At 56.9% G+C, this 14,004-nt stretch carries 12 protein-coding genes; 5 read left to right on the top strand and 7 right to left on the bottom strand.

Features of this window, described 5'->3' with window-relative positions; genetic code table 11:
• The first annotated feature begins 34 nt into the window (after positions 1-34).
• The 5 genes from FHG12_RS06725 to FHG12_RS06745 all read left to right on the top strand — a co-directional run bounded on the left by FHG12_RS06725 (position 35) and on the right by FHG12_RS06745 (position 2,927).
• Positions 35-1,282 (top strand): MFS transporter, encoded by a 1,248-nt coding sequence (locus FHG12_RS06725; protein ID WP_139514999.1) that lies wholly within the window; start codon positions 35-37, stop codon positions 1,280-1,282.
• A gap of 98 nt (positions 1,283-1,380) precedes the next feature.
• Positions 1,381-1,752 carry a hypothetical protein gene (locus FHG12_RS06730; protein ID WP_139515000.1) on the top strand — a complete coding sequence of 124 codons (372 nt, stop codon included), beginning with the start codon at positions 1,381-1,383 and terminating at the stop codon, positions 1,750-1,752.
• Between the two features lie 92 nt (positions 1,753-1,844).
• Positions 1,845-2,294: a DUF6526 family protein gene (locus FHG12_RS06735; RefSeq protein WP_139515001.1), complete on the top strand. Its 450-nt coding sequence runs from the start codon at positions 1,845-1,847 to the stop codon at positions 2,292-2,294.
• Positions 2,295-2,310: 16 nt separating this feature from the next.
• Complete coding sequence (locus tag FHG12_RS06740) at positions 2,311-2,598, top strand: YciI family protein (protein ID WP_139515002.1); 288 nt, start codon at positions 2,311-2,313, stop codon at positions 2,596-2,598.
• A gap of 26 nt (positions 2,599-2,624) precedes the next feature.
• Positions 2,625-2,927 carry a DUF4286 family protein gene (locus FHG12_RS06745; RefSeq protein ID WP_139515003.1) on the top strand — a complete coding sequence of 101 codons (303 nt, stop codon included), beginning with the start codon at positions 2,625-2,627 and terminating at the stop codon, positions 2,925-2,927.
• Positions 2,928-3,034: 107 nt separating this feature from the next.
• On the opposite strand, the gene FHG12_RS06750 is transcribed toward FHG12_RS06745, so the two are convergent.
• From FHG12_RS06750 to FHG12_RS06780, 7 genes are all read right to left on the bottom strand, one after another.
• Complete coding sequence (locus FHG12_RS06750) at positions 3,035-3,562, bottom strand: GNAT family N-acetyltransferase (protein WP_165699319.1); 528 nt, start codon at positions 3,560-3,562, stop codon at positions 3,035-3,037.
• Positions 3,563-3,690: 128 nt separating this feature from the next.
• Positions 3,691-3,921, bottom strand: a complete 231-nt coding sequence (locus FHG12_RS06755) for a hypothetical protein (RefSeq protein WP_139515004.1) — start codon at positions 3,919-3,921, stop codon at positions 3,691-3,693.
• 81 nt (positions 3,922-4,002) lie between these two features.
• Entirely contained in the window at positions 4,003-6,201 is a 2,199-nt protein-coding gene (locus FHG12_RS06760) for a prolyl oligopeptidase family serine peptidase (protein ID WP_139515005.1), read from the bottom strand.
• A gap of 200 nt (positions 6,202-6,401) precedes the next feature.
• Positions 6,402-7,085, bottom strand: a complete 684-nt coding sequence (locus tag FHG12_RS06765) for a hypothetical protein (RefSeq protein WP_139515006.1) — start codon at positions 7,083-7,085, stop codon at positions 6,402-6,404.
• Between the two features lie 21 nt (positions 7,086-7,106).
• Positions 7,107-8,567: a hypothetical protein gene (locus FHG12_RS06770; protein WP_139515007.1), complete on the bottom strand. Its 1,461-nt coding sequence runs from the start codon at positions 8,565-8,567 to the stop codon at positions 7,107-7,109.
• Between the two features lie 204 nt (positions 8,568-8,771).
• Positions 8,772-10,256 (bottom strand): hypothetical protein, encoded by a 1,485-nt coding sequence (locus FHG12_RS06775; protein ID WP_139515008.1) that lies wholly within the window; start codon positions 10,254-10,256, stop codon positions 8,772-8,774.
• Positions 10,257-10,356: 100 nt separating this feature from the next.
• Positions 10,357-13,830 carry a hypothetical protein gene (locus FHG12_RS06780; protein WP_139515009.1) on the bottom strand — a complete coding sequence of 1,158 codons (3,474 nt, stop codon included), beginning with the start codon at positions 13,828-13,830 and terminating at the stop codon, positions 10,357-10,359.
• Between the last annotated feature and the right edge of the window lie 174 nt (positions 13,831-14,004).

The following is a 14,004-nucleotide window of genomic DNA, read 5'->3' on the forward strand; positions in this document are numbered from 1 at the left end:
TGCTTAATCTGCACTCCTACTCACCCGGATTGTCATGCAAACCTCTTCCGCCCCTCCTACTCTTCCCAAAACAGCTTCCCTGTTCAGCGCCATCGTCATTGTAGCGTCGCTGGGCTATTTCGTCGATATCTACGACCTGATTCTGTTCAGTATTGTCCGGGTCAAAAGCCTTAATGAACTGGGCATCACTGCCAACGACGCCGTGCGCGACCTGGGCCTCTACCTCATCAATATGCAGATGGGCGGCATGCTGCTTGGCGGCATCTTGTGGGGCGTGCTAGGCGACAAGCGCGGCCGCTTGTCGGTGTTGTTCGGCTCGATTCTGCTGTATTCGCTGGCCAATATCGCCAACGGTTTTGTGCACACCATCGACCAATATGCTTGGTTGCGTTTGGTAGCCGGTGTAGGCTTAGCGGGCGAACTGGGAGCCGGCATTACGCTGGTAGCCGAAAGTCTGCCCAAAGAAAAGCGCGGCTATGGCACCATGATCGTGGCTACGGTGGGCGTGTCGGGGGCGATGCTGGCCTACTGGGTGGGCGAAGCTTTTGGGTGGCGCAACGCCTACTTCATTGGCGGCGGACTGGGGCTGGCGTTGCTGGCGCTGCGCGTCGGCGTCTATGAATCGGGGATGTTTGAGCAGGCCCGCCGCGAAGAAGTTGCGCGCGGCAACTTCCTGAGCTTGTTTACCAACGGGCCTCGGCTGCTCAAGTACCTCAAATGCCTGCTCATCGGGGTGCCGCTGTGGTTTGTAGTCGGCATTCTGATTACGCTAGCTCCCGAGTTTGGCCGGGCATTGGGCGTGCAGGGCGAAGTGACGGCGGGCCTGGGCGTATTCTGGTGCTATTTCGGGCTGGTGTTCGGCGATTTTGCCAGCGGCTGGATCAGCCAGATGTGGCGCAGCCGCATTCGGGCGTTGCAGCTATTCTTGGTACTGTGCGCCACGTTGGTCGGCGTGTATCTGTATGGCTTGCGCGGCGCTACGCCAACTGTTTTCTACACGGTCTGCTTCATTTTGGGCCTTACGGTGGGCTTTTGGGCACTTTTCGTGACAGTGGCCGCCGAGCAGTTCGGCACCAACCTACGGGCCACGGTAGCTACCACAGCTCCCAATTTTGCCCGCGGGTCGGTGGTGCTGCTTACGCCGCTGTTTAAGGCCATGGTCGGGCCGCTGGGCATCATCGGCAGCGCCACTGCGTTGGGCGTGGTTTCGCTGCTGATCGCATTCTGGAGCGTCAGCACACTACCTGAGAGCTACGGCAAAGACCTGGATTACTATGAATGATAGTTTTGTATTTATCTAATAAACAGATATTTACAATATTCATTTTATGAACATGCTCCTCTGGCCTGCGTATTAGGAGAAACCAACCCCCTACTGCCATGAAAAAGATATTCGGAGCCATATTTTTAGTACTGCTGACGGCCGCCGCAGCTTCCGCCCAAACCACACCAACCGCGGCCGATACCGCTCAGATGCGCTTGCAGCAACAGCAACAGCGTGCTGCCGACGCTAAAGCCACTTTGGATGCGCAAAAAAGCCAAGCCAAGGATAGCCGCGAGGCTCTGAAAGACAGCAAAGCCCAAATGCGGGATCAGAAACAGCAGCTGCGCACGCAGAAAAGCCAACTCAAGGAGCAGAAGCTAGCCGACCGCGAAGCCCAACGCCAAAAAGAACTAGCTCAGAAGCAAGCGCGCGATGAGAAGCGCTTACTGAAAACGCAGAAAAAGATGGCAAAAGAAGCTTCCAACTAAGCGACTCGCCCTTGATTTTCGTACAGCAAAAAACTCCAGCCCGCTAGCTGGAGTTTTTTGTATGCTTTACTCCCGCTTTCAATTCTGCTCGCATGGCTGATCTGCCAACCAAAAACACGCCTAAATACTCTGTCTGGCACCATTTCATTTTGCTGCCCGCTGCCTTTATTATTGCTGCTTACGGCGTGCGGCGCTATCTCAACGTCGCCGGCGACGACTCCGAGATTTCGCGGTTGTGGTTTTCGGTCATGGTGCTGGGCGTGGTGGGCCTGGGCGTGCTCTTGCTGCTACGCCAGCATTACGCTCTCAAGCTCCAAGACCGCCTTATTCGGTTGGAAGTGCGGCAGCGATACTTCGAGGTTACGGGCCAGAGCTTCCGGCCGCTGGAAAAGCAACTGGCACTGAAGCAAATCCTGTCGTTGCGCTTTGCAGGCGATGCCGAATTAGCTGCATTGGCACAAGCTACTGTCGGTCAGAAGCTTACGCCAAAGGATATTCAGGGCCGCATTACCGACTTCCAATTCGATACGATGCGCGTGTGAGGCTTACCTTTGCGGCATGTTCATCCTGTTGCTTACCTACACGGCCGAGCTCGCCGAAATCGAGCCGCTGATGCCCGCGCACATGGCTTGGGTGGAGGCGCATTACCACGACGGCACGTTCCTTATTTCCGGGCGGTTGGTGCCGCGTACCGGCGGTGTTATTTTGGCGCGTGCCGCCTCACGCGACGCCGTAGAGACCTTGGTAGCCGCCGATCCGTTTACAGAAGCAGGCGTCGCTCGCTACGACGTGCTGGAGTTCATGCCGTCGCGCACGGCTACGGGGTTCGAAAACCTGCTGAACTAAGTCTTTCTTTTATTTCTTTTGCGCTCATGATTCTTTACAATGTTACCAGCAGCCTCGACCCCGAAATAGCCGAAGAATGGGTCGATTATATGCTCGATACCCACATGCCCGAAATTATGGCCACGGGGTTTTTCCTGCGCAGCCAACTGTGCCGCCTTCTCAACGAAGAAGAAAATGGCATTACGTATGCCGCTCAGTTTTACTGCATTAGCGTCGAGCAGCTGGAAGAATACCAGCGCGTAATCGGCCCCGGCATCAGCGCCAACTTAGAAACTCGCTTTCCGGGCCAGTACGTTTCGTTCCGCACTGTACTGGAAGTAGTTGAATAGCAATTAGTTACAATAAACCATTCTATCTACTATATCCGTCCGTCATCCTTCGCTGCGCTCTGGATAACGGGCACGAAGGTGGGCAACCGTCGAATACCCTTGTTCTTCTATTGAGGAGTAATGTTGGTCACAACGGTTTCGATAGCTGGGTCGCAGGCGTAGGCTTGCAACTGCTCTATGGTGAGGTTGCCGTTGTGCCATTCGGGGTCGAGGTTCGCACCGATTTTTTTGTAAAAGCCAATGGCTGGCTCGTTCCATTCCAGCACCTGCCACTTCATGCGGTTGGCACCCGTAACGCGCGCTTCGGCCACTACCGCATCAAAAAGTAGCTTGCCGATGCCCGTGCCCCGCGCGGCTTCGGTCACGACGAGGTCTTCTAAATACAGCATCCGCCCTTTCCAGGTAGAGTAAGCCGTGTAGAAAAGCGCCAACCCAATAATGCCCTCGTTCTCGCGCTCAGCCACGAAGAATTTGAAGATGGGCTCGGCGCCGAAGCCATCGCGCTGCATGTCGGCGAGCGTATTGGTGACTTCCTCCGGCGCGCGTTCGTACACGGCGAGTTCCTGAATTAAGCCCAGTACCTGCGGCAGATCGGCCTCTACTCCGCGCCGAATGGAAATAACTGATTGTGACATTGTTACAAGTAGTTTATAAACCCCTGAGAGCGGTGGCTACTGTCGGGCTGATGGGTGTTAAAGCACATCGCCCGGCCGCGGCTTATGCTACGATCGGGCGATGAAAATTGGGAGCTTACAAACCCAAATTACATCTGGGGCTGCATCTTTTTAATGTCCTGCGTAGCGTTCACCGCGTTGATTTCGCGGGGCTGATTGGTAGCCGGTTTGCCGCCGGTTGTGTCGGCCGCAGCCGGAATGGGGGGCAACGGCTTCACAGCCACGTCGTCGTTGGTTTTGTAATCAGGGTTGCTGCACGAGGTGACGGTCAGCGTTAGCGAAGCGCCGGCCAGCAGACCGAGCAGAAGCGATTTCTTCATATGGAGGTAGCCGAAAAAGAACAGGCAGTTGGGTTTTCGGGCCGCAAGATACGAAGCCGCCCGCGAAAGACTCCTACGTGCTTAACGCCCGGTCGGATACGGATTGATGCCCATATTCTGATACGCAAACGCCCAAATATCGGCCCACTCCTGAATCTGGAGCGCCGTGCTCTTGCCCGCGCCGTGCCCGGCGTTCACATCCACCCGAATCAATTGCGGGTTGGGGCCGGCATTTCGCTCTTGTAGGGTAGCCGCGAACTTAAAGGAGTGAGCCGGCACCACACGATCGTCGTGGTCGGCGGTCGTGATCAGGGTAGCGGGGTAGTCAGTGCCTGCTTTCAGATTGTGTAGCGGCGAGAACTTATACAGATTCTGAAACTGCGCGTAGTTGTCAGACGAGCCGTATTCGGGCACCCAGGCGTGGCCAATGGTAAACTTCTGAAACTTAAGCATATCCATTACCCCTACCGCCGGGAAAGCGACGCGCGCAATGTCCGGCCGCTGCGTCATGGTAGCACCTACCAGCAGACCGCCATTGGAGCCGCCGGCAATGGCCAGCCGTTGCGGATTGGTGTAGTTCTGCACCGTGAGGTATTCGGCGGCGGCAATGAAGTCGTCGAACACATTTTGTTTGTTGGGGGTCATGCCGGCTTTGTGCCACGCTTCGCCGTACTCGCCGCCGCCGCGCAGGTTGGCCACGGCCAGAATGCCGCCGTTTTCGAGCCACAGCATGCGCGCCACCGAGAAAGCCGGCGTCACCGACACATTGAACCCACCGTAGGCAAAGAGATAGGTAGGGTTCTGGCCGTTGAGCTTGATGCCCTTCTTGTGCACAATGAACATCGGGATTTTCGTACCGTCTTTGCTGGCGTAGAAAACCTGCGTCGTCGCGTAGTCGTCGGGCTTCACATCGACGGTGGGCGCCCGAAACACGGTGCTTGTGTTGCTGGCGAGGTCGTAGCGGTAAATGGTCGTCGGGTAGGTAAACGACGTGAAGGCGTAATACACTACTTTGTCGGCGCGCCGACCGCCAAAGCCCGAAGCCGTGCCAATGGCGGGCAACGCGACGTCGTGCAGAAACTCGCCCTTCTCAGTGTAAACTTTCACCAGGCTGCTGGCATCTTTGAGGTAACTGGCCACAATGCGGCCGCCTACGTGGCTCACCTCAACCAGCGTATTGTCAGACTGCGGCACCAAATCTTTCCAGTTGGCTTCCTGCGGTTTCTTCGGGTCGACGACCACAATGCGGTAGCGGGGTGCTTTGTAGTCGGTGTAAACCAGCAGCTTACCGTCTACATTGCCCACCACGCTAGTATGGTACTCGTAGCTGCTGCCGATGTTGACAAACTTGCCGGCTTGCTTGGAGTCCGTGAGGTCACGGACGGACAAGCGGGTACCGTCGGTGCCATTGGCGCGGGTGATAATCAAGAAACGCTCATCTTCCGTAACCCCGGCATGATGCGAGATCAAGGGCATGGCTTTGTCCTCGTACACCAGCTTGTCCGACGACTGCGCAGTCCCCAGCTTGTGGAAGTACACTTTGTGGTACTCATTTTTGCCAGCCAAGCCGTTTTCGCCCTTTTTGGGAGCGTCGTAGCTGCTGTAATAGAAGCCGTCTTTCCCCCAGGCGGCGCCCGAAAACTTCACCCAGTTCAGCTGGTCCTTTAGTGGTTGCCGGGTTTTCAGGTCCATCACCTTAAAGGTGTTCCAGTCGGAGCCGCCGCTGCTGGTGGCATAGGCCATGTAGCGGTGGTCGTTGGAGAAGAAGGTGCCGGCGAGTGCCGTGGTGCCGTCGGCCGAAAACTTATTGGGGTCGAGTAGCACTTCGGGCTGGCCTTCTATGCCTTTCTGCACATACAGCACAGCTTGGTTTTGCAGGCCGTCGTTTTTGCTAAAATACAGATAATCACCCTCTTGCTCGGGCACACCAAAGCGCTCGTAATTCCAGATTTTGGTGAGCCGGTCGCGGATGCGGTCGCGGAATGGTATTTTCTCCAGGTAGCCGAACGTGACTTTGTTTTCGGCCTCTACCCACGCTTTGGTTTCGGGCGAATCGAGGTTTTCAAGCCAAGAATAAGGGTCGGCGACGGGCGTACCGTGGTAGTCGTCGGTGTGGTCGGTTTTACGGGTTTTGGGGTATTCCACAGAGAGGCGAGGTGCATTAGAAACTGCCGTATACGAGCCCGAAGCGGGTTTTGCCGGGGAAGAGACAGTCGGCTGAGCCGAACGGCAAGCCGCCAGCGCCGAAAGCGCCAGTAGCGGATAGGTGAGTTTTCGCATACAATAGGGTGCAGAGCAGATTTGGGCGAAGATAGCCCCGGCAAAATCGATTGACTCACCTTTAGTGCAAATTAACCCTATTTAGATGCTAAATCAAACTAGCCTTTTAAATGTAACGTTTTGACTATAAGAAGATTACAAACAAGAGCCGAAATCACTTCAGCAACCCTATACTTCACGCTGAAAAGCCGCCGACTTGTTTATCGGCCTCCAATGCGGCCTACCTTGGGGATTACCTGAATCAAAAAGCGTTTGTTTTCGTCTTCGCGGGCGGCGGTGTAGCGACCCGTGCCATAAAAACCACTGCCCCCGATGATCAGCTCAATGCCTTTGTCCTGGCTGAAATTGAGGCCGTTCTGCTTCCACAAGTTCAGCAGGTTGAGGGCGCGGCGATAGCTGAGCTGGTACGTAAGCTGCTCCTGTGCCCGGTTGCGCGGATCGCCCTGGGGGTAACGCGCCGCCATGCCCTCCACGATCACGAGGTAGCGCACGGGCTGCTCGGTTTTGATGCTTTTCAGCACCGAGCGCAACGTGCGCCCGGCTTGCAACAGCGCCGGCTTGTACTGCTCCTCGATCTCGTCGCGGCCCGCTTTGAACTGCACTGGCACGAGCAACTCATGCCGCTCGTTTACGGGGTCATATTTAAAGTACTTACCCTCAAGGCGTTGCAACGAGCGTCTGATTTTGGTAATCTGCTCTAGTTCCTCGGCTTTGGCCTTCAGTTCGCCGTTGGCGTTCTTCAGGTCGTTTTCTCGGTCTTTAAAAAGCTTGAAGCTGTAGACGAACAACACCAGCATCACCACAAACAGCGACGTCATCAGGTCCACGTAACTGGGCCAGAAAAAGTCGTTGGATTGGCGGTTGTTAGAAGTTGAATTGTTCATGAAAACAGATGGAATGTGGGGTTACTGCGGCCTTACCCCACCAAACAACTGATCCATGAACCGTTGAAAACGGTTTTTGGAAGTAGCCTTCACCAGCACCGTATTCAGGTTTGATAGCTCCGAGAGCAGCTTGGCCTGAATCTGCGAGTCCAAGTCGATTTTGCGCATGAGTTCGCGCTGGGTGGCGGTCACGTCGCGCGACAAGGCATCTTGCTGACTATTAAGGCCTTGAAACGGCTCCAAATACCGCACGATGCGCTCGAATATGTTGTCGTGGTTGAGCTTTTGAAAGTATTGCCCCCACTTTTCGTAGGCCTGCTGGGCATCGCGTTCGTGGTAGCTGAGGCGGTGCTGCATCAGGTCGGTGAGGCGCAAGCTGGCGTCGTCGAAGTATTGCTCGGTGCGGGCCGCAAGGTTGCTCATCTCCTGCTGGTGGCGCTGGAAAAACTCAAGCTGATGCTGGATGAGGTTGTCGTGCTGCCCAATGTACTGGCCCACGTTGTTGATGCCCCGCTCGAAGCCCACTAGCCGGTCCAGGATGCTGCTGACTTGCTGAGCCGTCTGGGTACCGTCGGCCAGCATCTTATTTAGTTGTTGCTGATAGCCAGTGAATTGCCCAAATAGCTCCGCCGACTCCCGGACTTTCTCAAATACGGCAATGTTGGCCTTAGCCATCTGGTCGTACCCGATTTTGTCGAGCGCTTCCAGGAAGTTGCTTTGCACCCGAATGTTGTCGGTGAGCTTGTCCATGATGGGCTCAAACAACGTGACCTTGCCCACAAAATCCTGATTGAACGCGTCCAGCACGGCCTTCAGGTTGGTGAGGCTGCTGGCCATGTCGCTGTGCAGAATGGGCAGCAAGCGCGCTTGCAGGAACGTGTAGTAATTGTTCTGGCGCTGATCGAGCTGGTGGCGCGCGGCGCGTACCAAGCCGTTACCGAGCAGCGTGAGCAACAGCCCCACAAAACTACCCGTCATGGCGATGAGCACACCGGTCAGGAAGGGCGTAAGGGCGTTTTCGTCGGTTACGCCGTTGCGCGCAATGCCTACCAATCCCAGAATCACGCCCAAGAATGTGCCCAGCAAACCCAGATACAGTGGCGTCGCGACGTTGGCCAACACCGCATTTTCCAACACCTCCGACTGTCGCTCCGAGATGTCCTTCAGAATGCCGAAATCGGCCGCGGCCCCTTTGTTGTGGCGCAGGTAGTCGTTTGTGTCAACCAGAATTTCGCGGAACTCGTCCGTGGCGGTATCTGCTTTGATGAGGTCGGCCGGATAGGCATCGGCGGGCGCGTCGGCCGCATAATCGGGCAGATCGTGCCCGTCGGGCGTTACCAGTCGATGCTCAACCCGCAACGTGCCCTTCGGCGGGTACAGTTGCCCTAGTCGTTGGGCATTGGCTTTGGTGCTAAGAAAAGTGCGTACCTGTAGCCCCACCACTACCAGCACAACGACAATTTCGAGCAGAATTTCAATCATGAACGGAAGCTATAACCACGCTAAAGTTAGAGCTAAAAAGCTAGCTCCCCTCCTTTTTTCAAGGAGGGGTTGGGGGTGGTTATACTAGAAGTAGAAAACTAAAGCTAGTCTTCGTTCAACGGGTTTTACCACCCCCAGCCCCTCCTTAAAAAAAGGAGGGAAGCTAGCTTTTTAGCTCTTTATATATAATTGATCGTCAATCAATTACTCAAAGTGAATAGCTGCCTTCTGATCGATTTGCCAAGCGCCACTGGACTTGCGCAGGGTTCCGTCTTCATCTGTTACGATGCGCGAAACGGGCGTACTAGGCTGCTGGTAACGACAGGCATCGCGCAGCGAATATTGAGCGCTTTGGATGGCGTAGGCATGCACCTGCGAATTGGGATTGACCCGGAAGGTAGCCACGTCGGGGCGCTGGGGGTTGAGGGTGATCTCGTAAATGCTGTCGTGTTGGGGTTGCTCCTGCAAATCGTATTCGCTGAAACCGCCATTTACGGGCACTTTCACATAGAAACGCGCAACCGCAGGTTGTGGCGGAGTGACAGACGGTGCGAGCTGCGTAGCGGCCGACCAAGTATCAGCGGCGGGCAGCTGCACCGGCGGTACAAGACTATCAAACTCATCACGCGAAGCCGTAGCCGGCGAACCCGCAGGAATAGCGGCGGGCGTTACGCTTGTTTCAGTTAAAGCGGGAGCGGGCTCGGCGTAAACAGGCGCAGCGGGCCGCTCTTCGTAAGCAGGAGTTGGCGAGGGAACCGGGGCAGGCGTTGGTGCAGTGGGCGCACTGGTAACCACCGGCGCTTTGGGCACTTCGCGGGCCGGCTGACGCTGCGGTTCGGCTACCGGAACAGGTGCTTTATCCCGTTTTGCAACATATTGATTGTCAGAAAGTTGCTCAGATACCCGCTGCTGCACCAAACGCTCGATTTCTTTTTGCAACTCCGGCGTCAGGCTTTTCATCGTGGGGCCGGCCCAAGTGGCAGCCGGAGCCGAGTTGGCCGCCGCTTTCACCGATTCCAACTCGCTGCGATGGCGGTCGGCGCGGGTGCCCAGCGCATTGATGCTGCGGCGCAGAAGCACGTACAGGAATAAGCTCAACAGCGAGAGGATCAGCGAGATCGGCCCGAAGAATTTATTCATGATGCTTTCCCCGGCCGAGCCGCGGCCCGTGCTGGCTACCTGATTGGCATCCGTCACCGGACCCGCATCCGAATCGACGGCCGCTGTGCTTTCGTCGGTGGTAGCCGTGGTATCAACCTGCGCCTCCGTTACCAGATTGGAGCTTACATCGCCGGGCGGAGTGCCGTTCTCCACGTAATTTTTCAGCGATGCCTCCAAGGCGGCCAAGGCCTGCATGCGCGCCGGGCTGGCTTTGCGAGCGGGCGAAGCTTTCAGCTTGGTAATAATTTCATTAGCAAGCTTTTGCAGCCGCGATTTATCCGAGCCCAAGCCCTTATACATGACGCCGCGCTTCTCCAGCGGCGTGTACAGTGCGCTATACACCTTCTGGCTATCTGCCTTGATGCTGTTCTCAAACTCTTTCAGCGAACCGCTGCATTGAAGCGAGTTTTTCAGGTTGGGCCGCTTGTTGTCGTCGTACACAAAGCGGGCCGTCGCGCACCAGATCTGAGCCTTCTGCTCGTCGAGCGTAGGCTGGCCGAGCGGGGTTTGGGCGTGGGCGCTGACCACTGTGAATAACAGACAAAGAAAGCAAAAAGCAAATCGGCAGATTGACCTCATTATGAGAAGGTTTTGAGGATGGGACTGAATCTAAAGCTAGCAACCGGCGCTAGCTGTTCGGGTTGATCAGCTCGCGGCTCAGGTTGTACAGCGACTGCTTCAGCGTGTAGAAAAACAGCGTTTCGGGCAGGGTTTCGCCCTGGCTAAGCTGCCTATCGAGCTGGTGCAGGCCGAGGCTGAGGCTGTCTTCGATTTCGCGCAGCAGAAAGTCTTTCACGCGGGTGCGGTCCACGTCGACGCCTACGTCGCGCATGAGCGGTGCTACTTCGTCGCCGTCGAGCACGAGGTCGAGGAAGCGGCGGGTGTTGTCGAGCACGGTTTGCTTGAGCGTAGCATCTACTTGCGGCAGCTTCAGGCGCGTGCTTTCGATGTCGTTGCCTTCGATAGCACCGCTGTATTTTACCGTCCGGATGTTGTCGAAATCGGCGTGGCTGGTCGAGCTGTCTTCAAACAGTACGCCGCCGTTGGTGGTAGCTTCCTTGGGGTTATCAGCCAGAATGACGCGGAAGTTGGCGGGCGGCTCTACGCCCGTCGCACCCTTAAACACGGCTTTCGTGATGCGCTCAATCGCGGCTAGGCTGCTGCCGCCACTGAGCAGCCGCAGATACAAGCTGCCTTTGCCCGAGAAACACAAATAACGCGGTGCCTTAAGTCCCAGATGCTGAACCAGTTGCGCCACATGGTAAATAATAGCCGTGTAGTGCAAATAGAACATCACCCGCAGTTGGCGCCCTTTGCCGAGGCCGAGGCTCTGGGTGAAGCGCAAGGCGTCGTTGTAGGCAAACAGCAGGCTCGTCACGTCGGCGGAGCTGAAATCGGGGTTTTGCAGCGCCGCCCGCAGGTAGCCTTTGTATTCCTGGTTTTCCTCGCTATCAGGCAGACTCTCAACGTATTGCACCCCTAGCCGCAGCAAGCCGTTTTGCTTGGGCGCGCCCTGCACGCGGGCATAGCCATCGCCCCACAGATCGTCGCCAGCAAAGCGGAATGACGAGCTAAAGGCCGGCCGCTGATCGGCGAAGATCAGCAAGTCGGTAGTGCCGCCACCGATGTCGATGTTGATGACGTTCTCGTCGCGGTTGGGCACCACTTGGTTGGTGGCGGTGAGGTAGTAGTACGGCGCCACCGACTCCGACACAAACTGCGTGGTGCGGCGCGTCCGAAACACCTGCTGGAACGCCTCGTCCCACACCTGCTGAAACTGGTTGCGCAGGAAAGCATCAAAGCTCAGGGGCGCAAACCACACCACGCGGGTATCTTCCAGAATGCCGCCGTGCAGTGCCGCTTTGTGCTTCATCAGAAGCAGAATTTCGCGGAAAAAGGCCCCGATGCGCGATACGCCCTGCGGGTCGAGTTCGGCTGTCCACTTCAAATTCGTTACGAATCGGTTTTGGGGCGGCTGGTTGGTTTCGGTGTTGATGCTAAAACCTATGTTGATGTTACTGAGCACTTTACTTGGCTCGTTGGCATAGGCATTGGTTTCGCAAACAGCCGTCCGGATCGGGAATTCATACACCGAACCCTGTTCGCCGATAATGCTGGGCACAAATTCCCGGTTTTGGATCAGCGGCACGTCAATGAGCTGGCCGGGGCCGCGCATGTAGCGCTGAAACGCCGAGTAGCCGGTGTCGGGCAGCGGGGCATTGAGCAGCTCCACTTGTACGTCGCTCTCCCCGATCGTAAACGGCCGTGGATGTGCCGCGGGCCCATCGGCATAAGCAACGTGGGTGTTGCTGGTGCCAAAATCGACGGCAAACGTGAAGCGGCGCGTGCCGCGATCCAGTTCGCGCCAGCGAGGCACGATAAGGCCCCGGGCCGGCTCAGCACCGTGGAAAGCCGGCGGACACGTCAGTTCCGCGATGTCGAAATGGGTGCCGGTGATTTCGTAATAGGTGCTGCCGGCTGTGGCAACGCTTTTTTGGGTGCGCTCGAAGCGGGTAGCGCGTTTGGAAGCGCCTTGCTCCGTAATCTGGTCGCCGCCGGCGAAGAACTTCAGATCGTAGCGCCGCTGGAGCATGGTTGGCGAGTTGTCGGCATCCACGAGCATGACTTTGTAGAAGTCGTTGTACTCGGGTTGCTGGCGCATTTTGTAGAACGGGAACACGCCCAGGCCAATGTTGGCCCGCACGATGCGGCCTTTCTCCGGAATCTCGCGGCCCTGCGCGTCCTTCGGGTTTTGTGGATTCTGGTAGTAGCTGCGCTCAAACGTGATGAAACGCCCGCCCTGCACCGGAATCCGAAGGGCCACGCGCACGTGGTTCAGGTCGATGGTAAACGTCAGCAGCTCCGCCAGATCGTGCTCCGTGAAATATTCGAAGAACGCCTGCCGCAGCGGCAACAAGTATGGGAAGCGCGCCCGGCCTTGCGTATCAGCACCGTACTGAAACGTGACTTTGCCTGTATGAAAGCGCTGGGTGTTAAGCTCATACGGCAACTCTACCAACGCATCTTCCAGGAAGTCGCCGACGGTGAGGTACGGATATTTGAAGCCTTTGCCGGGCAGCACGCGGTTTTCCAGCGTCAGCTCGTCGGCGTACGGTACGGGCGTGCGGTCATCCCAAGGTTGACCGTTCAGGTAATTGGCACCGGCCATCGTGAGGTTGGGGCGCAACACCAGCGGACGCAGCTTGCCATTGCTCAGGTCGCGGGTAGCGGCAATAAATAAGTCGGAGCTCATTACAGCCGACTGGTCGGCACGGCCGGGCAGCGGCACGTTTTTGATGCTGGCCAGGTTGCCCTGCAAATCGGGTAGTGCGGGGTACTTCGTGGCAAACTGGGCCGCGGTGTGTTCGCCCTGCATCTGCATCTGATTGATGCGCGAACGGTCGAGGCCGGCAAATACGCTTCCGGCAAACTCTCGGCGCTGCAACTGCGGATACGCCAGAAACAGCTCGTACACAAACTCGCGGAACGCAAGCCCCCGGTCTTCCAGCAGAACCACTTGATTATCAAAGTAATGTCCGCGCGACTGAGGCCGCTCCAAATCCAGTGGAAATACCGTTGGGGCCGTAAAAAATAGCGTCAGCGGCGAGGTGCCTCCCAAGAGCCGCGGTCCGCCGGGCAGATTCGGCGACTCGTAGAACACCAAGTACATGTCGGTGAAGTCGCGGAAGCGGTCGTCCTGCAAAAACAGCTGCAAGGTTTCGCCCAGCAGGCGCGTGCCTTCGTCGGCGCGCATGCGTTGCACCTCAGCCTGCGCATTCCAGCGGCGCAACGTGATTTTGCGCCCGGCTTGCGTGTAGAGATGGTAGTTGTAGAGCAGCTCAAACAAGTCCCAGAAGTGCGTTACCAGCTCGTGATACACGCTGCCGGGGTTGCGCTGCCCTTCGCGGGCCAGGAAATCAAACGCCGTTTCGAACAGGTGCATCCGCGCAAAGGGCGTCGGGATGGACACAGCCACGTTCTTGGCGCGACCACCCGTGGGGTCGGTTACCGTGTTGATTTCGGTACTGGTAATCGGGGCGGTTTTCTGCCAGCCTTCAATCTGCTGGGTACCGTTGTTATGTAAGCGAAGGACTTTGGGCATCCTGATTGTCAGTTGAGTAGTAATCTAATTCCCTCCTTTTTTAAGGAGGGGTGCCCGAAGGGCGGGGTGGTAACGGCGTTGTTTACAGGGACAACTAAACAACCTCAGCACGCGGGCCAACCACCCCAGCCGCCGCTTCGCGACGGCGTCCCCTCCTCAGCTGAGGAGGGGAGT

The sequence above is a fragment of the Hymenobacter jejuensis genome (assembly GCF_006337165.1).
GTDB lineage: Bacteria > Bacteroidota > Bacteroidia > Cytophagales > Hymenobacteraceae > Hymenobacter > Hymenobacter jejuensis.

Coding starts and splice junctions, on each gene's coding strand:
- FHG12_RS06780 (WP_139515009.1), bottom strand. CDS start 13,830: ATGCCCAAAGTCCTTCGCTTACATAACAACGGTACCCAGCAGATTGAA.
- FHG12_RS06745 (WP_139515003.1), top strand. CDS start 2,625: ATGATTCTTTACAATGTTACCAGCAGCCTCGACCCCGAAATAGCCGAA.
- FHG12_RS06740 (WP_139515002.1), top strand. CDS start 2,311: ATGTTCATCCTGTTGCTTACCTACACGGCCGAGCTCGCCGAAATCGAG.
- FHG12_RS06765 (WP_139515006.1), bottom strand. CDS start 7,085: ATGAACAATTCAACTTCTAACAACCGCCAATCCAACGACTTTTTCTGG.
- FHG12_RS06750 (WP_165699319.1), bottom strand. CDS start 3,562: ATGTCACAATCAGTTATTTCCATTCGGCGCGGAGTAGAGGCCGATCTG.
- FHG12_RS06760 (WP_139515005.1), bottom strand. CDS start 6,201: ATGCGAAAACTCACCTATCCGCTACTGGCGCTTTCGGCGCTGGCGGCT.
- FHG12_RS06725 (WP_139514999.1), top strand. CDS start 35: ATGCAAACCTCTTCCGCCCCTCCTACTCTTCCCAAAACAGCTTCCCTG.
- FHG12_RS06735 (WP_139515001.1), top strand. CDS start 1,845: ATGGCTGATCTGCCAACCAAAAACACGCCTAAATACTCTGTCTGGCAC.
- FHG12_RS06730 (WP_139515000.1), top strand. CDS start 1,381: ATGAAAAAGATATTCGGAGCCATATTTTTAGTACTGCTGACGGCCGCC.
- FHG12_RS06755 (WP_139515004.1), bottom strand. CDS start 3,921: ATGAAGAAATCGCTTCTGCTCGGTCTGCTGGCCGGCGCTTCGCTAACG.
- FHG12_RS06770 (WP_139515007.1), bottom strand. CDS start 8,567: ATGATTGAAATTCTGCTCGAAATTGTCGTTGTGCTGGTAGTGGTGGGG.